The organism is Pseudomonas sp. FW305-E2, assembly GCF_058782925.1.
On the sequence record NZ_JBYSYE010000023.1, the window covers coordinates 26,569 to 47,191 of the forward strand.

Consider the following 20,623-nt stretch of genomic DNA (forward strand, 5'->3'; position numbering starts at 1 on the left):
TCATTCGGAAGGAGTAATTCCATGTGGACCAAACCTGCATACACTGACCTGCGTATCGGCTTCGAAGTCACCATGTACTTCGCTAACCGCTAAGCCGGGCTTAGGGTTTCACGCCTCGGCCTGCCGGGGCGTTTTCGTTTTTCAGATCCGGTTTCTGCATAGAGAGTGGCCATGTACATCCAGGTTCTCGGCTCCGCCGCCGGTGGCGGGTTCCCGCAGTGGAACTGCAACTGCGTCAACTGCAAGGGGTACCGTGATGGCACCCTGAAAGCCACGGCGCGCACCCAGTCATCCATCGCCCTGTCCGACGACGGTGTGCACTGGATATTGTGCAATGCCTCGCCCGACATCCGCGCCCAACTGCAGGCCTTTGCGCCGATGCAGCCGGCCCGGGCACTGCGCGACACCGGTATCAACGCCATCGTCCTGCTGGACAGCCAGATCGACCACACCACCGGCCTGCTCAGCCTGCGCGAAGGCTGCCCGCATCAGGTGTGGTGCACGGACATGGTCCACCAGGACCTGACCACCGGTTTCCCGCTGTTCAACATGCTCAGCCACTGGAACGGTGGCTTGCAGTGGAACCGTATCGAGCTGGAAGGCAGCTTCGTGATCGACGCCTGCCCCAACCTCAAGTTCACCCCCTTCCCCCTGCGCAGCGCCGCGCCGCCCTACTCCCCGCACCGCTTCGACCCGCACCCGGGCGATAACCTGGGTTTGATGGTCGAAGACACCCGCACCGGCGGCAAGCTGTTCTACGCCCCGGGCCTGGGCCAGGTAGACGAAAAGCTGCTGGCGATGATGCACGGTGCCGACTGCCTGCTGGTCGACGGCACCCTGTGGGAAGACGACGAAATGCAGCGCCGTGGCGTGGGCACCCGCACTGGCCGCGAGATGGGTCACCTGGCCCAGAACGGCCCTGGCGGCATGCTGGAAGTGCTCGACGGCTTCCCGCGCCAGCGCAAGGTACTTATCCACATCAACAACACCAACCCGATTCTCGACGAAGACTCACCCGAGCGCGCCGAAGTCCTGCGCCGAGGCGTCGAAGTTGCCTTCGATGGCATGAGCATCGCGTTGTAAAACAGTCTGTGAGGCGACACCAGACCCTGTGGGAGCGGGCATGCCCGCGAAAAAGCCAACACGGTCCATGGCACCAGCTTCGCCGGTGTTCGCGGGCACGCCCGCTCCCACAAGGGAGAGGGATGTGCCAGGCCAGATAATCGTTCTACAGGAGCCAGCCGAATGAGCGACGCACTGCCAATGTCCCCTGCCGAATTCGAGCAGGCCCTGCGCGCCAAGGGCGCCTATTACCACATCCATCACCCGTACCACGTGGCGATGTACCAGGGGCGCGCCACCCGCGAGCAGATCCAGGGCTGGGTAGCCAACCGCTTCTACTACCAGGTCAACATCCCGATGAAAGATGCCGCGATCCTGGCCAACTGCCCGGACCGCGAAGTGCGCCGCGAGTGGATCCAGCGCCTGCTCGACCACGATGGTGCTCCCGGCGAGGATGGCGGCATCGAAGCCTGGCTGCGCCTGGGCCAGGCTGTCGGGCTGGACCCGGACCAATTGCGCTCGCAAGAACTGGTATTGCCTGGCGTGCGCTTTGCCGTGGACGCCTACGTCAACTTTGCCCGCCGCGCCAGCTGGCAGGAAGCCGCCAGCAGTTCGCTGACCGAGCTGTTCGCCCCGCAAATCCACCAGTCACGCCTGGACAGCTGGCCGCAGCACTACCCGTGGATCGACCCCGCCGGCTATGAGTATTTCCGTACCCGCCTGGGCCAGGCTCGACGCGATGTGGAACACGGCCTGGCGATTACCCTGCAGCACTACACCACCCGTGCGGGCCAGGAGCGTATGCTGGAGATACTGCAGTTCAAGCTGGATATCCTCTGGAGTATGCTCGATGCCATGAGCATGGCCTACGAACTGAACCGCCCACCCTATCACTCCGTCACCCAGGAACGGGTGTGGCACAAGGGAATCACCCTATGAGTTTCGACCGTAACCAAGTGCCGAACTGGCGCCCCGGCTACCGCTTCCAGTACGAGCCGGCGCAAAAGGGCCATGTGTTGCTGTACCCCGAAGGCATGATCAAGCTCAACGACAGCGCGAGCCTGATCGGTGGCCTGATCGACGGCCAGCGTGACGTGGCAGCCATCATCAGCGAACTCGAACAGCAATTCCCCGATGTCCCGGAAGTGGCCGATGACATCGAGCAGTTCATGGAGGTGGCCCGTGCCGAACACTGGATCGTCCTCGCCTGAGTTGCCACCTACGCCCGAGGTCGGCCTGCCGCTGTGGCTGCTGGCCGAGCTGACCTACCGCTGCCCGCTGCAGTGCCCGTATTGCTCCAACCCGCTGGACTTCGCCGCCCAGGGCCAGGAGCTGAGCACCGAACAGTGGTTCAAGGTCATGGCTGAAGCGCGGGAAATGGGTGCCGCACAAATCGGCTTTTCCGGCGGTGAACCGCTGGTACGCCAGGACCTTGCCCAGCTGATCGCAGAGGCCCGCCGCCTGGGTTACTACACCAACCTGATCACCTCGGGCATTGGGCTGAACGAGGCGCGCATCGCCGACTTCAAAAAGGCTGGCCTGGACCATATCCAGATCAGCTTCCAGGCCAGCGACGAGCAGGTGAACAACCTGCTGGCCGGCTCGAAAAAGGCTTTTGCACAGAAGCTGGAAATGGCCCGCGCGGTAAAAGCCCATGGCTACCCGATGGTGCTCAACTTCGTCACCCATCGGCACAACATCGACAAGATCGACCGCATCATCGAGTTGTGCATTGCCCTTGAGGCCGACTTTGTCGAACTCGCCACGTGCCAGTTCTATGGCTGGGCGCACCTCAACCGCCTTGGGCTGCTGCCAACCCGCGCGCAGCTCGAGCGGGCAGAACGTATCACCAACGAATACCGGGACAAGCTCAAGGCCGAGGGCAACCCGTGCAAGCTGATTTTCGTTACCCCTGACTACTACGAAGAGCGCCCCAAGGCCTGCATGAACGGTTGGGGCAACCTGTTCCTCACCATCACCCCGGACGGTACCGCCTTGCCCTGCCACGGCGCCCGCCAGCTGCCCGTGCAGTTTCCGAATGTACGCGACCACGACTTGCACCATATCTGGTATGAGTCGTTCGGTTTCAACCGCTTCCGTGGCTATGAGTGGATGCGCGAACCTTGCCGCTCCTGCGACGAGAAAGAAAAGGACTTCGGCGGCTGTCGCTGCCAGGCCTTCATGCTGACCGGCGATGCCAGCAACGCAGACCCGGTGTGCGCCAAATCGACCGAGCACGGCATCATCCTCAAGGCCCGCGAGGAGGCAGAAACCGCCCAGCTCGCGATCGAACAGATGACCTTCCGCAATGATCGAAACTCCCGTGTCATCGCCCGCGGCTGAGTTCAGCGCGGCCCAGGCGGTTGCCGCCGGCACCGACTTCGCTGAACTCAAGGTCAGTGCCGACGGGCTGTTCTGGAACGAATTCCGCCCGGCCGATGGAGCGTGCCGTATCTGGCACTGGCTGCACTACCAGGCCCGTTGCCTGACCCCGGACGGTTTCAGCGTACGCAGCCGGGTTTATGAGTATGGCGGCGGCAGCTTCTGCCTGGGTGGCGACGGGCTGGTGTTCGTCAACGAAAAGGACCAGCAGGTCTACACCCAGCCGCTGGACGATTCGCTACCGCGTGCGCTGACTCACGATGTCAGCTGCCGCTATGGCGATGTGCAGTGGCACGACGGCCAGGTACTGGCCGTCGAAGAGCGCCATGCCGAGCAAGTAGAGCACCGCCTGATCGCTTTGGGTGACAGCAGCCGCGAGGTGCTCGCCGAGGGCGCCGACTTCTATGCCTCGCCTGCTGTCAGTGCCGATGGCCAGCGCCTGGCGTGGATCGAATGGGACCGCCCGGCGCAGCCCTGGACCGTCACCCGGCTGATGTATCGCGCGCGCGATGCCAGCGGCCACTGGGGGTCGGCGCAATGTGTAGCCGCCGCAGAAGAATCGCTGCAACAACCACGCTTCGATGCCGAAGGTCGGCTCTACTGCCTGTCCGACCGCAATGGTTTCTGGCAACCCTGGGGTGAGGTCGATGGCCAATGGCAGGCGTTGCCTGCCGCACCGGCAGACCATGCTGCTGCGCCTTGGCAATTGGGCACCTGTACCTGGTTGGCACTGGGCCCGCAAAGCTACCTGGCCAGCTGGTTCGAAGACGGCTTCGGGCAATTGGGGCTGCGTGGTGAAGATGGCCGTATGGAGCGTTTCGCCAGTGCCTACACACGCTTTCGCAGCCTGGCCATGGACAGCGAACACCTGTATGCCATCGCCGCGTCGCCCATCAGCCCCCCGGCAGTCATTGCCATTGACCGCAGCAACCATGAAGTACGCGTGCTGGCCGGTGGTGCCGAAATGCTGCCGGCAGGGCAAATCAGCCTGCCGCAGCCGATCCATTACGACAGTGGCGGCGAGCAGGCCCATGGTTTCTTCTACCCGCCAGCGCAGCCGCAAGGCGCCGCACCGCTGGTGGTGTTCATCCACGGCGGGCCAACCTCAGCCTGTTATCCCGTGCTCGACCCGCGTATCCAGTATTGGACCCAGCGCGGCTTTGCCGTGGCCGACCTCAACTACCGGGGCAGCACCGGCTATGGTCGGGAATACCGCCAGGCACTGCACCAGCGCTGGGGCGAGAGCGATGTGGCCGATGCCTGCGCGGTAGTCGAATACCTGGCAGCTCAGGGCGTGGTCGACAAACGCAAGGCGTTCATCCGCGGCGGCAGCGCCGGGGGCTACACCACCCTGTGCGCTTTGGCGTTCCAAGACGTGTTTCGCGCCGGCGCCAGCCTGTACGGGGTCAGCGACCCGATAGCCCTCGGCCATGCCACCCACAAGTTCGAGGGTGATTATCTGGACTGGTTGATCGGCGACCCGCAGCGGGACGCTGACCGCTATCGCCAGCGCACGCCGCTGCTGCATGCAGAGCGCATCAAGGTGCCGGTGATTTTCTTCCAGGGTGAGCTGGATGCAGTGGTGGTGCCGGAACAGACGCGGTCCATGCTGGCAGCGCTGCAGGCCAACGGGATCGACGCTGAAGGGCACTTTTATGCGGGAGAGCGGCACGGGTTCCGCAAGGCGGAGAACCTGGCGCATGCCTTGGAAGAAGAGTGGAAATTTTATTGCCGGGTGTTGGCGCAATAGTTCCAGACGCCCCGAGCAGGAGCAACCTTGTGCTGCTCCTGTAGGGGCCAATCTCTGCCTGTATCAACGCTTGGCGATGATATACACCGCATGCACGATCCCCGGAATGTACCCCAGCAGGGTCAGCAGGATATTAAGCCAGAACGCCCCACCAAACCCGACCTGCAGGAACACCCCCAGCGGCGGCAGAATGATGGCGATGATGATGCGGATAAAGTCCATGCGAGTCTCTCCTTAAGGGTTACATCAAAGACTAGCTGCCCGCCTTAGAGGTTCCACAGGCAAAAAAAAACGCCCCGGGCCGAATGAAACAGGCCAGGGGCGATGCGCAGGAACGCCAGACGGTTCGTTGAATTCTTTGCCAGGCCGCTACGCCGGCACTTCGCGACGGGCCTGCTGCTGGGCATGCAGGCGGGCGAAAGCGCGCGCCAGGCGCAGCAGCATTTCGTCGATGTTGCCTTTGCTCACAGTCAGCGCCGGTGAAAAGCGCACTACATCCGCTTGCGGCGCGTTGAGCAGCAGGCCTTCGTGCAGGGCCGCAGCCACCAGTTCGCGGGCCAGGTTTTCTTTCAGTTGCAGGGCCCATAGCAGCCCGTGACCGCGCACTTCACCCTGACCATAGCGCCCGGTCAGGCGGCTCAGGCCTTCACGCAGGTGACGACCGTTGTCCTGTACCTGGGCTAAAAAGCCAGGTTCCAGCACGCTGTCCAGCACCGCCAGGCCGGCGGCGCACATCAGCGCGTTGCCGTGATGGCTGCCTTCCAGCTCACCAGGCTCGGCGCAGCATGCCTTGCCCCTTGCCAACAAGGCGGCCAGCGGCACGCCGCCCCCCAGGCCCTTGCCCAAGGTGATGATGTCGGCGCGCACGCCATAGAGCTCCTCGGCCAGCAGCGCACCACAGCGACCAATACCGGTCTGCACCTCATCAAGGATCAGCAGGATGCCCAGTTCGCGGCAGAGCGTTTCCACGCCCTTGAGGTATTCCTGAGTAGCGGGAATAACGCCCGCCTCACCCTGTATCGGCTCGAGCATGATTGCCACGGTGCGTGAATCCACCTCAGCGTGCAGCGCCGCGAGGTCATTGAACGGCACCTTGCTGAAACCCGGCAGGCCAGGTTCGCAGCGATTGCACGGCAACGGGTCGGACGCGGACAGCGCGCCGAGGCTACGGCCATGGCAGGCTTGGCTGGCAGTAATGATGTGATAGGCGCCGTTGCGGTGCAGTTGGCCCCACTTACGCGCCAGCTTGATCGCCCCTTCACAGGCCTCGGCACCGCTGTTAAGCAGGTAGGCCTGGTCACTGCCGGTACTCTGACACAGCCGGTTGACCAGCCCCAGCAGGCCACGGTTGTGGAAGCCCGAGCCCGGGTTGATCAACGCCTGAGCCTGGTTGCCCAACGCTTTGACCAGCACGCTGGGGCTGTGGCCCAAACTGTTGACCGCACCGCCCTGAGTGAAGTCCAGGTAGGCATGCCCTTCGTTGTCCCACAACCATGAGCCCTGGCCACGCACGAATACCTGCGCTGCACGTTCGGCGCCGGGCATCAGGCGCTCAGGCGACAGCTCAGACGCGTGCGGCACGATCACCGGCGCACGCTTGGGCTCGGCGGCGGCGGCAGGAGCCGAGCGGCGCAGGTTGAACAGGTTCATCAAGGGCTCCAACCAATCACGGTAAAGGGCAGCCACGGTGCGGTCTTGGTGCCGGCACTCGATATTTTGCCTTTCCTATCAAAAGTGTTTTTCATCCGGGGTAACAATCGACCGAATCATCGCTGTAACCCTTTGGAATACGGCGATAGACTAGGCTTCAGCAGGGTTTTCGACCATTTCGTTTTTCCAGCATTTTCGATAAGTGTTGCTTATGGATTTCCGCCAACTGCGTTATTTCGTCGCGGTGTACGAAGAAGGCCACGTAGGCCGTGCCGCCGAGCGCCTGTCGCTGTCACAGCCGGCGCTTTCCCAGCAGATTCGCCAGTTGGAGCACAGCCTCGACCTGAGCCTGTTCGAGCGCAGCAACAAACGCTTGCTGCCGACCCTGGCCGCCCACACCTTGTACAACCATGCCCTGCCGTTGCTCGACGGCCTGCAGCGTGCCCACGAGGCTATGCGCAACTTCAAGGGCCAGTCGCTGCGCACCTTGGCTATCGGTGTATTGCAGACCGTGCGGCCAAGCCTGATACCGCAGCTGCTTGAACGGCTGCGCAAGGCTCAACCTCACCTGGTCGTGCAGATTTACGAGTTGTCAGGGTTAGAGATCGAACGGCGCCTGCTCAATGGCAACCTGGACATCGGCATCAGCTACTTGCCGCCGCGCCAGCCAGGGCTGCATGGCCTGCTGTTGTACGAAGATGAGCTGCAACTGGTCATACCCGATACCCACCCGCTGAAGGACTTCAAGAAGGTGTCCATCCGTCAGGCCGCCGAATTGCCCATGCTGATGCTGGGCGAAGAGTTCCAGATCCGTCAGATCTGGCAGGCGCAGCTGGCCAGCCAAGGCCGACGGCCGCAGGTGCAGGCAGAGATGAACAATATGGCAGGGATTCTCGATAGCCTCGCGCACACGGCGCTGGCTACCATTCTGCCGGGGCGCGCCAAGGAGGCCGCCGAAGATGATCAGGGGCTGCTGTGGAAGCCGTTGAGCGAGCCGCGCGTGCCATTGAAGGTTGGCCTGGTATTTCGCGATGCCCAGCGCCAGCAGGCCTCTGTAGAGCTGCTGCGCACATTGCTTGAGGAAGAGACGGACGCCCGCCTGCTGGGGGCATCACCGCTGGATGTGCTGGCCTAAAACACGCACATAAAGAAAACCCCGCCGAAGCGGGGTTTTCCAGACTGTTTCCCTGTGACATCCGTATCGCCCCGCCATCCTGGCAGGTGGTCCTTCGTCGTCATCCTTGATCTGTCCTATGCGCTTCCTGCGCAACGTCCATGTGGTAAAGATTAACAGTGGATCCAATCTTAGAACAGTGGTGAAAAGTCACCGCGTCGTGTAGGAAAAAGCTTACACAGGGAGTTCATTCACAGATATGCGATGGCTGAGGCCGCTTTGCGGCCCAATCGCGACGCAAGGCCCCACCTATCCAAACTTAGGCAATACCTGTGGGAGCGGCCTTGCGTCGCGATTGGGCTGCGCAGCAGCCCCAGAAATCGATCAGAACTGCTCGGCATCCAGCAGGTACAGCGATTCACTTCCCGCCTTCACCGAAGCCACCAGCGAATCCACCCGTGGCAGCAACCGCGCGAAGTAGAACCGCGCCGTGCCCAGCTTGCCCGAATAGAACGGCGCATCCCCCTCGCCCGCCTGGGCCGCCCGCGCCATCAGTGCCCACATGTAGCCATAGGCAACATAGCCAAAGGCATGCAGGTACTCGACCGAAGCCGCGCCAATTTCATTCGGGTTGCCCTTGGCCTGCTGCAGTACCCACTCGGTCAACCCGTCGAGCTGATCGAGCGAAGCGCCCAGTGGCTTGGCGAATTCGTCCAGTTCGCTGCCTGCACCGGTAATGAACTGACGAATCTCGTCAGAGAACAGCTTGTAGTATGCCCCGCCGCTGGCCACCACTTTACGCCCCATCAGGTCTAGGGCCTGGATGCCATTGGTACCTTCGTAGATCTGGGTAATGCGCACGTCGCGCACCAACTGCTCCTGCCCCCACTCACGAATGTAACCATGCCCGCCAAATACCTGCTGGCCGTGCACTGCGCACTCCAGGCCCAGGTCGGTGAGGAAGGCCTTCGCCACCGGCGTCAGCAGTGCCACCAGCTCTTCGCTGCGTTTGCGCACGCTGGCGTCTTCGCTGTACTTGGCACTGTCCAGTTGCATGGCCACATAAGTGGAGAATGCGCGGCCACCTTCGATCAGCGCCTTCATGGTCAACAGCATGCGACGCACGTCCGGGTGGACGATGATCGGGTCGGCAGCCTTGTCCTTGGCTTGTGGGCCGGCCGGGGCACGGCTTTGCAGGCGATCGCGGGCGTACTCCACGGCGTTCTGGTAGGAGCGCTCGGCCGACGCCAGGCCTTGAATGCCAACGCCCAGGCGCTCGTAGTTCATCATGGTGAACATGGCCGCCAGGCCTTTGTTCGGCTCACCGACGATGTAGCCGACAGCTTCGTCGAAGTTCATCACACAGGTAGCCGAGGCCTGGATGCCCATTTTGTGCTCGATCGAGCCGCAAGTGGCCGGGTTCCGCGCGCCGAGGCTACCGTCTTCATTGACCAGGAATTTCGGCACCAAGAACAGCGAAATACCTTTCGGCCCCGCCGGTGCATCCGGCAACTTGGCCAGCACCAGATGGATGATGTTCTCGGTCAGGTCGTGTTCGCCACCCGTGATGAAAATCTTGGTACCGCTGACCTTGTAGCTGCCATCCGCCTGGGGCTCGGCCTTGGTGCGGATGATGCCCAGGTCAGTACCGGCATGCGGCTCGGTCAGGCACATGGAGCCGGCCCAAACGCCGGCATACATGTTCGGAAGGTATTTTTCCTTCAAGGCCTCGCTGGCGTGGGCGTTGATCGACAGACAGGCGCCGGCCGTCAGCATCGGGTACAGGCCGAAAGCCAGGCTGGACGCGTTGACCATTTCCTCGACCTGGGCCGAGATGGCCTTGGGCATGCCCATACCGCCGAACAGCGGGTCGCCGCCCACGCCCACCCAGCCGCCTTCGGCGTAGGTGTTGTAGGCTTCAATGAAACCGGCTGGGGTCCGCACCGCGCCGTTGTCCCAGTGGCAGCCCTCTTCGTCGGCGGCGCGGCTGAGCGGCGCAATGGTCTTGGCGGTGACCTTGCCGGCTTCTTCCAGCACGGCCATGGCCGTGTCGGCATCGACAACCTCGGCCAGCCCGGGCAACTGCGTCCACTGCTCGGCCACGTTGAAGACTTCATTCAGTACGAAGCGCATGTCGCGCAGGGGCGCTTTATAGTCAGCCATGACAACCTCTCGCTAGTCGGGTCGGGGCGGTCTCGGGGAACCGCGACACTGGGGTTACTGGCAGTGTAACCGAACAACTTTTGCGAGACATAGGGTCATCAACCGACTGTATAGTCTCGCCTGGTCACGCCGTGCGCACTGCCCCCCGCAGTGATTGTCGCCCATGCACCATGACACAATTTCGCCCCGCGCCTTTGGCACTGTAAAGCGCCTGGTCGGCGGATTTCAGCACCGCCTCGGGGTTGCGATGATCGGCCTGGCGCTCGGCCACGCCGATACTGATGGTGACCGAGACCGTGCCGCCGGCGCTGCCCGCCCGGCGCTGGCGCCCGGCGGTATCGTCCTGCGGGCGGTTGTGCTGATCGCGCAGGTGCATCACGTAATTGGCGATCACTTCACGCACGGCCTCCACATGCGGCACGCATTCCGCGGCAGTCTTGCCGGCGAACACCAAGGCGAACTCTTCCCCGCCATAACGGTAGGCGCGGCCACCGCCGGTGACCTTGGACAAGCGGCTGGCGACCAACCGCAGCACCTGGTCACCGACATCGTGGCCGTGGGTGTCGTTGAATTTCTTGAAGTGGTCGACATCGGTCATGGCGATCACATAGTTACGCCCCAGGCGCTGCATGCGCTCGTTCAGCGCACGACGCCCCGGCAGGCCAGTCAGCTCGTCACGGAAGGCCATCTGATAAGCCTCGTGCGCCACGGCTGCGGCGATCATCAACATTACCTGGCTGCACATGATGTTCAAGGTAAACGGCAGGATGAAGGTTTGCGGCAGCATCCAGAAAATGCCCAGCAGGCCGATCAACTGCGCAGCGTGCAGCGGCCGGGGTGCACGCAGGTACTGCACCACCAGCAGAATGAACACACCCAGGAACAGTGGGTAGACCATCTGGATCAGGCTCATCCAGTGGCCATGCAAAGCCGGCCAGCGGATCTCCGCCAACCAGGTCAGCAACGCCTCGGGGTAGCTTTGCTGGAGGGCCACCGCCACACTGCCCACGGCAAACAATACGGCACCGCGGGCGACCAGGTCCTGCAGCAGGTGCGTGCGCTCCTGCCAGGCGCCGTACAGCCCGAACAGCGCCGGCAGCAACAGGCAGACCAGGTGGAAGATCACCGCGGCGTCCTCACGCACGCGGCCATGGTCACGGTAGAAGTCGGTCTGGGTATCGAGCAGGAAGTAGGCGATGTACACCGTCAGCATCAGGAACAGCTCACGCTGGCGGCGATAAACCGCACAGTAGGCGCCGCCCAGCAGTAGAACCAAGGTAGGCAGGACATTGAACAGCGATGTGAAAAAGACGCTGAGGTCTCTCACATAGGCTGCGGCGAGCCCTGCCAGCAACAAGAACAGCGACGGCAGGAAGTGGCTTGCGCGAACAGCATTAAAACGAAACAAGGGTAATCTCCAACCCGGCAGATCAATAATGGCATTGTGCCCTCACTTCATCGGCAGTGCACTGGAACAGTTGAATTTGCGGTTGGATGAACGAACTTCCGGCCGCCACGCGAGCCTTGTAGGAGCGGGTTTACCCGCGAATACGGTAGCGCCGGCAACGGTGAACGGCTGATGGAGATTGGCCAGCAGGGCCGGCCTCTTCGCGGGTGAACCCGCTCCTACGAGGGACCACGCTGAACCTGAAGACGTAAAAAACCCGCCTCCCGGTCAGGGCAGGCGGGTTTTGGGTACAGCGCCAGTATCAGTACGACAGGCCGAAGTGCTCTTCGTCCATCGCCATCAGGTTGTTGGCGCCCGACAGCATGGTCGCCACATGGGTACGGGTACGTGGCAGGATGCGCTGGAAGTAGAAGCGGGCAGTCTGCAGCTTGGCGGTGTAGAACGCCTCCTCGCTGGTACCGGCTGCCAGTTTCTCGGCGGCCAGACGGGCGATGTCGGCCCAGAAGTAAGCCAGGCAGGCATAGCCGGAGTACATCAGGTAATCGACCGAAGCCGCACCCACTTCTTCACGGTCCTTCATGGCAGCCATGCCCACTTTCATGGTCAGCTCGCCCCACTCCTTGTTGATGGCCGCCAGCGGTTCGACGAACTCCTTGACCGCTTCGTTACCTTCCTGCGCCTGGCAGAACTTGTGCACGATCTTGGTGAAGCCCTTCAGTGCTTCGCCCTGAGTCATCAGCACTTTGCGACCGAGCAGGTCGAGGGCCTGAATACCGGTAGTGCCTTCGTACAGCATGGAGATACGGCTGTCGCGCACGTTCTGCTCCATGCCCCATTCGGCGATGAAGCCATGGCCACCGTAGATCTGTACGCCGTGGTTGGCGGCTTCGAAACCGACTTCGGTCATGAATGCCTTGGCAATCGGGGTCAGGAACGCCAGCAGGGCGTCAGCCTTCTTGCGCTCTTCTTCGTCCTGGCTGTACTTGACGATGTCCACCTGCTTGGCAGTGAAGTACACCATCGCGCGGTTGCCTTCGGCGAAGGCCTTCATGGTCAGCAGCATGCGCCGTACGTCCGGGTGGACGATGATCGGGTCAGCGGCCTTGTCCGGTGCTTTCGGGCCGGTCAGGGAACGCATCTGCAGGCGCTCACGGGCGTACTTCAGGCCCCCCTGGAACGCCACCTCGGCGTGGGCCAGGCCTTGCAGCGCGGTCCCCAGGCGAGCAGTGTTCATGAAGGTGAACATGCAGTTCAGGCCTTTGTTGGCTGGGCCGATCAGGTAGCCGGTGGCCGCATCGAAGTTCATGACGCAGGTGGCGTTACCGTGGATGCCCATCTTGTGTTCGATCGAGCCGCAGCTCACGCCGTTGCGCTCGCCCACACCGCCTTCGGCGTTGGGCAGGAACTTCGGCACGATGAACAGTGAAATACCCTTGGTGCCGGCCGGTGCGTCCGGCAGGCGGGCCAGGACGATATGGACAATGTTGTCGGCCATGTCGTGCTCACCGGCCGAGATGAAGATCTTGGTGCCCGACACTTTGTAGCTGCCGTCGGCCTGTGGCTCGGCCTTGGTGCGCAGCATGCCCAGGTCGGTGCCGCAGTGCGGTTCGGTCAGGCACATGGTGCCGGTCCACTCGCCGGACACCAGCTTGGTCAGGTAGGTGTGCTGCTGCTCGGCAGTGCCATGCGCAGAAATAGTGTTCATCGCGCCATGCGACAGGCCTGGGTACATACCCCACGACCAGTTCGAGCCACCGACCATTTCGCTCAGGGCCAGGCCCAGCGACTCTGGCAGGCCTTGGCCGCCATGTTCGACGTCATGTGCCAGGCTCGGCCAGCCGCCTTCGACGAACTGCTGGTAGGCTTCCTTGAAGCCGGTTGGGGTTTTCACCCCCGATTCGCTCCAGGTGCAGCCTTCCTGGTCACCCACGCGGTTCAGCGGCGACAACACCTGCTCACAGAACTTCGCGCCTTCTTCAAGGATCGCGTCGACCATATCGGGCGTGGCGTCCTGGCAGCCCGGCAGGCTCTGATAGTGCGCCTCATAGCCAAGCAGCTCGTCGCGAACGAAGCGGATATCACGCAAGGGGGCTTTGTAGTCAGGCATTGCGATGAACCTCTAGGTGAGTTCTGTGGGGTGACCCGCGCTTGGCGGAAGCCGATCAAACAGTTGTTTGAAACTTACGTTTAGCTCAGCTTTCTGTCAAGGATGGACTATGGTGCCATTTACGCCACGAAAAATGGCAAATCAGTCATGCCATGCCAAAAACCCCTGTAGGAGCGGGCTTGCCCGCGAAGAGGCCCGACCAGACAAAATTGTTGTCTGATCGGACGCATTCGGGGGCAAGCCCGCTCCTACAAGGGCAGGCGCTGAAATAGGGGATGACGCAAGTGTTCAGGCGTAGGTGTCGATGATCCGGCCAAGCATTTCGTCGGATGCCTTGGCGACCTTCGCGCCGAGCTCGACTTCGGTCTTGCCCACCGCCTGTTGCACGACACTGGTGGCCAGGTCCATCTGCTGGCTGCGGTCGACCGCGCGCAGGCGTTCGGCCTGAAAATCGCTGGACTGGCTAGTGGCGGTACGTTCGGCAGTGGTGTTGGCGATCTGGCTGGCAGCCTGATCGACGCGGTTCTGGCCGGTCTGGATTGCGCTCAGGCCCGCGTAGTAGGCGGAGCTACCGGTGATTTCCATGTCAGGACTCCATTGACGCTGGATGACGAACAGCCCAATTAAAACAGGCTAGGGGCGAAAAGGCCCGTTTAAATCCCTAATGGCTCAATGCCAGTTGATAGGCCTTGGGTATTCCTACACTGGCCGCCTCGCGGGTAAACCCGCGCCCACAACGGTATGCGTCCTCTCGTAGGAGCGGGTTTACCCGCGAAGAGGCCGGGCCTGCATCACACTAATCCAGCAGATCCAGCTGCAGATGCTCAGCCACCATGTCGGCACTGGCCTGCTTGAGCTTGGGCACCCGCCCCAGGCAAGGCGCCGGCAAGCGCTCTGCAAGGCTGGCCAGGTTCTCTTCCAGGCGTGAAGTGCGCGGCTCGATGATGTTTGCCACCCAACCCGCCAACTGCAGCCCATCACGCTCGATCGCTTCGGCGCTGAGCAAGGCATGGCTGATGCAACCCAACCGCACGCCTACCACCAGAATCACCGGCAACCGCAGGGCAACGGCAAGGTCGGACAGGTTCTCCAGGCCCGACAGCGGTACGCGCCAGCCACCGGCCCCCTCTATCAGGGTGAAGTCGGCATTTTGTTGCAGCACATTGCGCATCGCCGCGAGCAGTTCTGGCACAGCCAGCGTCACCCCTGCCTCGCGCGCCGCCACATGCGGGGCAATAGCAGGCTCGAAGGCAAACGGATTGACCTGCTCATAGGGCAGCTTGACCGTGCTTTCGTCGATCAGCGCCAGGGCATCGCTATTGCGCAGGCCTTTCGGCGTCATGGTGCAGCCCGAGGCCACCGGCTTGGCACCCAGTGTGCTCATGCCCTGCAAACGCGCCGCATGCAACAGGCCGGCGGCGATGGTGGTCTTGCCGACATCGGTATCGGTACCCGCAATGAAAAAGGCCTGGCTCATCGTGCTCCCCTTACGCCAGTGGCTTGCGCAACACACCATAGACCACTTGATAGGTGGCTGGCAGCCCCGCGGGTTGGCGAAATGCCTCATAGGCCTGCAACAGGCCCTGCATTCGCGCCCGGCCGGTGAGGCCGGAAGGTCGCCCAGGGTTCAGATTGTGCGCCCCCAACGCCTTCAGTTCGTGGGTCAGGCTGCGCACATCCGGGTAGTGCAGCACATGCGGGCACCGCTCCAGCTCAAGCTGTTCAAAACCGCTGGCTGCGCACAGGCGCTGATAGTCTTCGAAACGGCGGAAGCGGTTTACATGCACCAGGGCATCCACCGCCTGCCAGCTGGCGCGCAGTTCGTCGAGGGTGCCCACGCACAGGCTGCTGAAGGCCAGTACTCCACCTGGGCGCAGCACCCGCTGCGCTTCGGCCAGCACACAGGCGAACTGATCGCACCACTGCACCGCCAGGCTGGAAAACACCAGGTCGACGCTGCCATCGCGCAGCGGCAAACGCTCGGCGTCGCCAACCACATGATACTGCGCCCCACCCTTTACGTGACGGGCATGCAGCAACATGCCCTCGGCTATATCCACCGCCACGCCGCTGGCCTGGGCGAAACGCTCGGCCAGCATGCGGCTGAAATGGCCGGTGCCGCTGCCCAGGTCCAGCCAGTGTGACGGCTGCAGGCCTGCCGGCAACTGCTCCAGCAGGCTCAGGCCTACAGCGCGCTGAAGGGCCGCCACGCTGTCGTAACTGGCCGCGGCGCGGGAGAACGAGGCCGCCACCTGACGCTTGTCGGGCAATGCGCCGGGCAGGGTCGGACGGGAAAGGTCAGTCATCGCCACTCTCATGCAGAAAACTCTTGATGCCCGCCGCCAGCTCCTGCGGATACTCCAGCAGGAACGCGTGGGAACTGTCTTCGACCAGGCCCACTTCTACATCGGGCAACAGCTCGCTCAACGCCTTTGCCGCCTCTGCCGGCACTAGCGCATCGCTGCCGGCGAACAGGTGCAGTTGCGGGCCACCATAGGCCTGCAAGGCTTCACGGGTGTCCAGCTTGGCCAGCACTTCAAGGCCAGTGGCCAGGTACAACGGGTCGGTATCCGGCACGCCGACACCCAGCTGACGCAACAAGGTGCGCGGCTGCAGGGCGCCGTCACTGCACAAGGTACGGAAGCGCTTGAGGGTGACCTGGGTATGGTTGCGGCAGCCGTCGAGGAAGGTGCCGAAGGTATCTTCGGCCATGCCATGGGGCCAATCTGGCCGGGCCAGGAAGCTGGGGTTGCTGGCCAAGGTCAGCAGCCCGCAGCAGTGGTCGCCACGCTTGTGCGCCAGCGCGCTGGCCAACATGCCACCCAGTGACCAGCCACCCAGCCAGACATTGCTGGGCAGCTTGCGGTCCAGATGGTCGATCCAGGCCTGCACATCGCTGTGGGCCAGTTCTGGCAGGGGCATCAGCTCTACCTGCAGGCGGGCGTCCTGAGCACGCAGGCTAGCGGCCAGCGGCTCCAGCGCAGCAGTTCCCAAGCCCCAGCCGGGCAATAGAACAAGTCGATTACGCATCGGCGTTCTCCAACTGTGGATAACACTCGGCCAATGCATTCAACAATAGCTGCACCTGCGCCTCGCTGTGTGCGGCGCTCAGGGTTACCCGCAGGCGTGCGCTGCCAGCCGGCACGGTGGGTGGGCGGATGGCCGTCACCAGCAAGCCGCGCTCACGCAGCAGGCGTGACAGGCGCAACGCCTGCGCACTGTCGCCGATGACGATGGGCTGGATCGGCGTCGGGCTGTCCATCAACTGCAGCCCCATCTGCTGCGCGCCTTCTCGGAACTGGCGAATCAAGGCTGCCAGGTGCTCACGACGCCAGGTTTCGCGGCGCAGCAGCTCCAGGCTCTTGAGTGTGGCGCAGGCCAGCGCCGGTGGCTGGCTGGTGGTGTAGATGTAGGGGCGGGCGAACTGTACCAGCGCCTCGATCAGCGCTTCGCTGCCAGCAACAAAGGCGCCCGCAGTGCCGCAAGCCTTGCCCAGCGTGCCGATCAGCACCGGTACGTCATCCACGCCCAGGCCAAAGTGCTCGACGATGCCGCCGCCCTGTGCGCCCAAGGTACCCAGGCCATGGGCATCGTCAACCATCAACCAGGCTCCGCGGGCACGGGCGACATCAGCCAGCGCCGGAAGGTTGGCGAGGTCACCGTCCATGCTGAATACGCCATCGGTCACCACCAGGGTATTGCCGACTGCCTTGTCCAGGCGGCTGGCCAGGCTGGCCGGGTCGTTATGCAGGTAACGGTTGAAGCGGGCACCACTGAGCAGCCCGCCATCCAGCAGCGAGGCATGGTTGAGGCGGTCTTGCAGTACCGTGTCGCCCTGCCCTACCAGCGCCGTGATGGCGCCCAGATTGGCCATATAACCGGTGGAGAACAACAGTGCGCGCGGGCGGCCGGTCAGTTCAGCCAGTGCCTCTTCAACCTGATGGTGCGGAGTGCTGTGGCCAACCACCAGGTGCGAGGCACCACCCCCCACACCCCAGCGCTCGGCGCCAGCCTGCCAGGCGGCGATCACCTCGGAGTGGTTGGCCAGGCCCAGGTAGTCATTGCTGCAGAAGGCCAGCAACCGCTGGCCGTCGACCACGACTTCCGGCCCTTGCGGGCTTTCCAGCAATGGCCGCTGCCGATACAGGTCTGCGGCGCGCCGTTCGGCCAGGCGCGCTGCCAGGTCGAAAGCCATATCAGGCTGTCGCGGCGTCGTAGAACATCTCGCTGCTGCGCTGCTCGACCAGCGCTTGCTCGATGGCTGCCTGGTGCACTTCATCGGCGTGCTCTTCACGCGCTTCGGGCTTGATGCCCAGGCGTGCGAACAGCTGCATGTCCTTGTCGGCCTGGGGGTTGGCAGTGGTCAGCAGCTTTTCGCCGTAGAAGATCGAGTTGGCGCCCGCCATGAAGGCCAGGGCCTGCATCTGCTCGTTCATCTGCTCGCGGCCGGCGGACAGGCGCACGTGAGACTTGGGCATGAGGATACGGGCCACGGCCAGCATACGGATAAAGTCGAACGGGTCGACGTCCTCTTCCTCAGCCAGCGGCGTGCCGGCCACCTTGACCAGCATGTTGATCGGCACCGACTCCGGGTGTTCCGGCAGGTTGGCCAGCTGGATCAGCAGGCCGGCGCGGTCATCCAGCGATTCACCCATGCCCAGAATGCCACCAGAGCAGATTTTCATCCCGGCATCGCGCACGTAGGCCAGGGTCTGCAGGCGCTCGCTGTAGGTACGTGTGGTGATGATGCTGCCGTAGAACTCCGGCGAGGTGTCGAGGTTGTGGTTGTAGTAGTCCAGACCCGCGTGGGCCAGGGCCTTGGTCTGCTCCTGATCGAGTTTGCCGAGGGTCATGCAGGTTTCCAGGCCCATGGCCTTGACGCCTTTGACCATCTCCAGCACGTAGGGCATGTCTTTGGCCGACGGGTGCTTCCACGCCGCCCCCATGCAGAAACGGGTAGAACCGATGGCTTTGGCACGGGCAGCTTCTTCTAGCACCTTCTGCACTTCCATCAGCTTCTGTTTCTCCAGCCCGGTGTTGTAGTGGCCGGACTGCGGACAATATTTGCAATCTTCCGGGCAGGCGCCGGTCTTGATCGACAGCAAGGTCGAAACCTGCACGCGGTTGGGGTTGAAATGCGCGCGGTGCACGGTCTGCGCCTGGAACAGCAAGTCATTGAACGGTTGCTGGAACAGCGCCTTGACCTCGGCCAGGGACCAGTCGTGACGTGTTGTTGCAGTTGTGCTGGCGCTCATCGGCGTTTCCTTGTTTAGGCTGTAGCTGGCGCCGGGACAGGAAAGCCCGCCAGCGCATCACGGATAGCTCGCATAGTCATGGAAGGCCTATGAACTGTCAACTGCACTGGAAGCGACTGGTTTACAAGTGGTCACTTATTAATCAGAAATGCTTGTTATGTGATGAGCCTGCCGAGCAGCATTACCCGCTGTGCATCACCTGCGAACAGGCGCTGCCCTGGCTGGGTGATCAGTGCCGGCATTGCGCCCTGCCCTTGCCCATGGCCGGCTTGACCTGCGCCCCGTGTGGCCGCGGCTTGCCGGCCTTCGATCAGGTCATTGCCCTGTGGCATTTCGGCTTTCCGGTGGACACGTTGATCAGCCGTTTCAAGCACAATCGCCAATGGCCTTTGGGGCGCCTGATGGCTGAGCTGCTGGGGCACGGGCTGCTGTATCGCTATGCCGAAGGGTTGCCTCGCCCTGACCTGCTGTTGCCTGTGCCTTTGGCCAGGCGTCGACTGCGCGAGCGGGGGTTCAATCAGGCGGGGATGCTTGGGCGGTGGTTGTCGTCGCACATCGGCGTAACCTGCAACGAGCGTTTGCTGGTCCGCACCCGCGAGACACCGGCACAGCAACATCTGGGCGCCAAGGCACGGCAGCGCAATTTGCGCCAGGCGTTCGCGGTCATGGGCAAACTGCAAGGCAAGCATGTCGCCATCGTCGATGATGTGTTGACCACCGGTGCCACTGCGCAGGCTATCGCCCAGGCACTGCGCAAGGCAGGTGCGCGGCAGGTGGATGTGTATTGCCTGGCACGTACGCCCAAACCGGGGTATGTATGACCAGGCGCGACCTGCCCCTTTGTAAAGCACCCTTGTATACGGAATACCCATGTCCCTACCCGCCCTTCTCACCCAGCACATCGCCCGCCGCCCACAGCGCATCGCGCTGCTGCAGCATATTGCCGAACAAGGCTCGATCACCCGCGCCGCCAAGGCCGCAGGTATCAGCTACAAGGCGGCCTGGGATGCCATCGACGAGCTCAACAACCTGGCCAGCCAGCCCTTGGTCAAGCGCAGCACCGGTGGCCGCGGCGGTGGCGGTGCGCACTTGTCGCCGGAAGGCGAGCGGGTGTTGCGCCTGTACCAACGGCTGCAGGCCCTGCAGGCACAAATCCTCGAGGCCGCCGAAGAATCCAGCGACCTCGACCTGCTCGGGCGCCTGATGCTGCGCACCAGTGCGCGCAACCAGTTGCAGGGCCAGGTCAGCGGCCTGCGCCCTGAAGGCCGGTATGACCGCGTCAGCCTGGCATTGAGCGGCGGGCTGGAGATCGATGCGCTGATCACCCACGACAGCACTGCGCGCCTGGAGCTGACAGTGGGAACAACGGTGGTGGCGCTGCTCAAGGCCGGGTGGGTGCGCTTGTTGGCGGAGGGGGAAGAGGCCGAAGCGGGGAGCAATTGCCTTTGCACGAAGGTGGAGGAAGTGCTGGCAGAGGTCGATGGGCCCAGTGAAGTCAGGCTGGCGTTAGGCAACGGGCAGACCCTGTGTGCAATGGCTGATGCGCACTGGTTGGCTGCCCAGCATGTCGTGGATGGCAGTGTGGTGCGGGTACAGTTTCACCCGTCTTATGTGTTGATCGGGGTTCCCGCATAGTCTGGCCGCGCGGTGCGCGGTTCGCGGGCTTGCCCGCTCCCACAGGGACCGCACCACCCGATGCATCTGGGCCGTAATGTGCGGGCACGCCCGCGAA

The 20,623-nt window shown here is 63.0% G+C and carries 20 protein-coding genes; 9 read left to right on the forward strand and 11 right to left on the reverse strand.

The window, feature by feature from the left end:
* Window positions 1–21: 21 nt before the first annotated feature.
* The 6 genes from pqqA (at window position 22) to AC3WLP_RS17390 (ending at window position 5,194) form a co-directional block, all read left to right on the forward strand.
* Window positions 22–93: a pyrroloquinoline quinone precursor peptide PqqA gene (gene pqqA, locus AC3WLP_RS17365; RefSeq protein ID WP_003243383.1), complete on the forward strand. Its 72-nt coding sequence runs from the start codon at window positions 22–24 to the stop codon at window positions 91–93.
* Window positions 94–171: 78 nt separating this feature from the next.
* The gene (pqqB, locus tag AC3WLP_RS17370) at window positions 172–1,083 is read left to right on the forward strand and encodes a pyrroloquinoline quinone biosynthesis protein PqqB (RefSeq protein ID WP_003255590.1); all 912 of its coding nucleotides are present in this window, start codon (window positions 172–174) and stop codon (window positions 1,081–1,083) included.
* A gap of 162 nt (window positions 1,084–1,245) precedes the next feature.
* A complete protein-coding gene (gene pqqC, locus AC3WLP_RS17375; RefSeq protein WP_003255592.1) occupies window positions 1,246–2,001 on the forward strand; it encodes a pyrroloquinoline-quinone synthase PqqC in 756 nt (251 codons plus the stop codon).
* Complete coding sequence (pqqD, locus tag AC3WLP_RS17380) at window positions 1,998–2,273, forward strand: pyrroloquinoline quinone biosynthesis peptide chaperone PqqD (RefSeq protein ID WP_003255595.1); 276 nt, start codon at window positions 1,998–2,000, stop codon at window positions 2,271–2,273. The genes pqqC and pqqD overlap by 4 nt, the downstream gene beginning before the upstream one ends.
* Complete coding sequence (pqqE, locus tag AC3WLP_RS17385) at window positions 2,245–3,405, forward strand: pyrroloquinoline quinone biosynthesis protein PqqE (protein WP_017148053.1); 1,161 nt, start codon at window positions 2,245–2,247, stop codon at window positions 3,403–3,405. Before pqqD ends, pqqE begins: the two co-directional genes overlap by 29 nt.
* On the forward strand, window positions 3,371–5,194 hold the full coding sequence (locus tag AC3WLP_RS17390) for a S9 family peptidase (RefSeq protein WP_011953287.1): 1,824 nt from the start codon (window positions 3,371–3,373) through the stop codon (window positions 5,192–5,194). The genes pqqE and AC3WLP_RS17390 overlap by 35 nt, the downstream gene beginning before the upstream one ends.
* A 63-nt stretch (window positions 5,195–5,257) precedes the next feature.
* Here AC3WLP_RS17390 and AC3WLP_RS17395 read toward each other — a convergent pair whose 3' ends face one another.
* The gene (locus tag AC3WLP_RS17395; protein ID WP_009681539.1) at window positions 5,258–5,416 is read right to left on the reverse strand and encodes a YqaE/Pmp3 family membrane protein; all 159 of its coding nucleotides are present in this window, start codon (window positions 5,414–5,416) and stop codon (window positions 5,258–5,260) included.
* Between the two features lie 147 nt (window positions 5,417–5,563).
* On the reverse strand, window positions 5,564–6,844 hold the full coding sequence (locus AC3WLP_RS17400; protein WP_011953286.1) for an aspartate aminotransferase family protein: 1,281 nt from the start codon (window positions 6,842–6,844) through the stop codon (window positions 5,564–5,566).
* A 211-nt stretch (window positions 6,845–7,055) separates the two neighbouring features.
* Here AC3WLP_RS17400 and AC3WLP_RS17405 point away from each other — a divergent pair, with 211 nt between their 5' ends.
* Window positions 7,056–7,979 (forward strand): LysR family transcriptional regulator, encoded by a 924-nt coding sequence (locus tag AC3WLP_RS17405; RefSeq protein ID WP_003255599.1) that lies wholly within the window; start codon window positions 7,056–7,058, stop codon window positions 7,977–7,979.
* A gap of 363 nt (window positions 7,980–8,342) precedes the next feature.
* Here AC3WLP_RS17405 and AC3WLP_RS17410 read toward each other — a convergent pair whose 3' ends face one another.
* The 9 genes from AC3WLP_RS17410 to bioB all read right to left on the reverse strand — a co-directional run bounded on the left by AC3WLP_RS17410 (window position 8,343) and on the right by bioB (window position 18,891).
* Window positions 8,343–10,121 carry an acyl-CoA dehydrogenase C-terminal domain-containing protein gene (locus tag AC3WLP_RS17410; protein ID WP_003255600.1) on the reverse strand — a complete coding sequence of 593 codons (1,779 nt, stop codon included), beginning with the start codon at window positions 10,119–10,121 and terminating at the stop codon, window positions 8,343–8,345.
* 124 nt (window positions 10,122–10,245) lie between these two features.
* Window positions 10,246–11,529 (reverse strand): GGDEF domain-containing protein, encoded by a 1,284-nt coding sequence (locus tag AC3WLP_RS17415; protein ID WP_014755114.1) that lies wholly within the window; start codon window positions 11,527–11,529, stop codon window positions 10,246–10,248.
* 301 nt (window positions 11,530–11,830) lie between these two features.
* Window positions 11,831–13,636 (reverse strand): phenylacyl-CoA dehydrogenase, encoded by a 1,806-nt coding sequence (locus AC3WLP_RS17420; RefSeq protein ID WP_010951720.1) that lies wholly within the window; start codon window positions 13,634–13,636, stop codon window positions 11,831–11,833.
* Window positions 13,637–13,924: 288 nt separating this feature from the next.
* Window positions 13,925–14,221: a hypothetical protein gene (locus tag AC3WLP_RS17425; protein ID WP_003255603.1), complete on the reverse strand. Its 297-nt coding sequence runs from the start codon at window positions 14,219–14,221 to the stop codon at window positions 13,925–13,927.
* Window positions 14,222–14,432: 211 nt separating this feature from the next.
* Window positions 14,433–15,113: a dethiobiotin synthase gene (gene bioD, locus AC3WLP_RS17430; protein WP_003255605.1), complete on the reverse strand. Its 681-nt coding sequence runs from the start codon at window positions 15,111–15,113 to the stop codon at window positions 14,433–14,435.
* A gap of 10 nt (window positions 15,114–15,123) precedes the next feature.
* Window positions 15,124–15,942 (reverse strand): malonyl-ACP O-methyltransferase BioC, encoded by an 819-nt coding sequence (bioC, locus tag AC3WLP_RS17435; RefSeq protein ID WP_088513527.1) that lies wholly within the window; start codon window positions 15,940–15,942, stop codon window positions 15,124–15,126.
* Window positions 15,935–16,666: an alpha/beta fold hydrolase gene (locus AC3WLP_RS17440; protein WP_003255608.1), complete on the reverse strand. Its 732-nt coding sequence runs from the start codon at window positions 16,664–16,666 to the stop codon at window positions 15,935–15,937. The genes bioC and AC3WLP_RS17440 overlap by 8 nt, the downstream gene beginning before the upstream one ends.
* Complete coding sequence (bioF, locus tag AC3WLP_RS17445) at window positions 16,659–17,831, reverse strand: 8-amino-7-oxononanoate synthase (RefSeq protein WP_088513528.1); 1,173 nt, start codon at window positions 17,829–17,831, stop codon at window positions 16,659–16,661. The genes AC3WLP_RS17440 and bioF overlap by 8 nt, the downstream gene beginning before the upstream one ends.
* A 1-nt stretch (window position 17,832) precedes the next feature.
* Complete coding sequence (gene bioB, locus AC3WLP_RS17450) at window positions 17,833–18,891, reverse strand: biotin synthase BioB (RefSeq protein ID WP_011953281.1); 1,059 nt, start codon at window positions 18,889–18,891, stop codon at window positions 17,833–17,835.
* 89 nt (window positions 18,892–18,980) lie between these two features.
* Between bioB and AC3WLP_RS17455 the strand changes: the two genes are divergently transcribed.
* Window positions 18,981–19,712 carry a ComF family protein gene (locus AC3WLP_RS17455; protein ID WP_011953280.1) on the forward strand — a complete coding sequence of 244 codons (732 nt, stop codon included), beginning with the start codon at window positions 18,981–18,983 and terminating at the stop codon, window positions 19,710–19,712.
* Between the two features lie 49 nt (window positions 19,713–19,761).
* On the forward strand, window positions 19,762–20,526 hold the full coding sequence (locus tag AC3WLP_RS17460; protein ID WP_011953279.1) for a TOBE domain-containing protein: 765 nt from the start codon (window positions 19,762–19,764) through the stop codon (window positions 20,524–20,526).
* Window positions 20,527–20,623: the final 97 nt, after the last annotated feature.

Coding starts and splice junctions, on each gene's coding strand:
- AC3WLP_RS17390 (WP_011953287.1), top strand. CDS start 3,371: ATGATCGAAACTCCCGTGTCATCGCCCGCGGCTGAGTTCAGCGCGGCC.
- pqqB (WP_003255590.1), top strand. CDS start 172: ATGTACATCCAGGTTCTCGGCTCCGCCGCCGGTGGCGGGTTCCCGCAG.
- bioD (WP_003255605.1), bottom strand. CDS start 15,113: ATGAGCCAGGCCTTTTTCATTGCGGGTACCGATACCGATGTCGGCAAG.
- AC3WLP_RS17400 (WP_011953286.1), bottom strand. CDS start 6,844: ATGAACCTGTTCAACCTGCGCCGCTCGGCTCCTGCCGCCGCCGCCGAG.
- AC3WLP_RS17455 (WP_011953280.1), top strand. CDS start 18,981: ATGAACTGTCAACTGCACTGGAAGCGACTGGTTTACAAGTGGTCACTT.
- AC3WLP_RS17405 (WP_003255599.1), top strand. CDS start 7,056: ATGGATTTCCGCCAACTGCGTTATTTCGTCGCGGTGTACGAAGAAGGC.
- AC3WLP_RS17440 (WP_003255608.1), bottom strand. CDS start 16,666: ATGCGTAATCGACTTGTTCTATTGCCCGGCTGGGGCTTGGGAACTGCT.
- bioB (WP_011953281.1), bottom strand. CDS start 18,891: ATGAGCGCCAGCACAACTGCAACAACACGTCACGACTGGTCCCTGGCC.
- pqqC (WP_003255592.1), top strand. CDS start 1,246: ATGAGCGACGCACTGCCAATGTCCCCTGCCGAATTCGAGCAGGCCCTG.
- pqqD (WP_003255595.1), top strand. CDS start 1,998: ATGAGTTTCGACCGTAACCAAGTGCCGAACTGGCGCCCCGGCTACCGC.
- bioC (WP_088513527.1), bottom strand. CDS start 15,942: ATGACTGACCTTTCCCGTCCGACCCTGCCCGGCGCATTGCCCGACAAG.
- bioF (WP_088513528.1), bottom strand. CDS start 17,831: ATGGCTTTCGACCTGGCAGCGCGCCTGGCCGAACGGCGCGCCGCAGAC.
- AC3WLP_RS17420 (WP_010951720.1), bottom strand. CDS start 13,636: ATGCCTGACTACAAAGCCCCCTTGCGTGATATCCGCTTCGTTCGCGAC.
- AC3WLP_RS17395 (WP_009681539.1), bottom strand. CDS start 5,416: ATGGACTTTATCCGCATCATCATCGCCATCATTCTGCCGCCGCTGGGG.
- AC3WLP_RS17460 (WP_011953279.1), top strand. CDS start 19,762: ATGTCCCTACCCGCCCTTCTCACCCAGCACATCGCCCGCCGCCCACAG.
- AC3WLP_RS17410 (WP_003255600.1), bottom strand. CDS start 10,121: ATGGCTGACTATAAAGCGCCCCTGCGCGACATGCGCTTCGTACTGAAT.
- AC3WLP_RS17425 (WP_003255603.1), bottom strand. CDS start 14,221: ATGGAAATCACCGGTAGCTCCGCCTACTACGCGGGCCTGAGCGCAATC.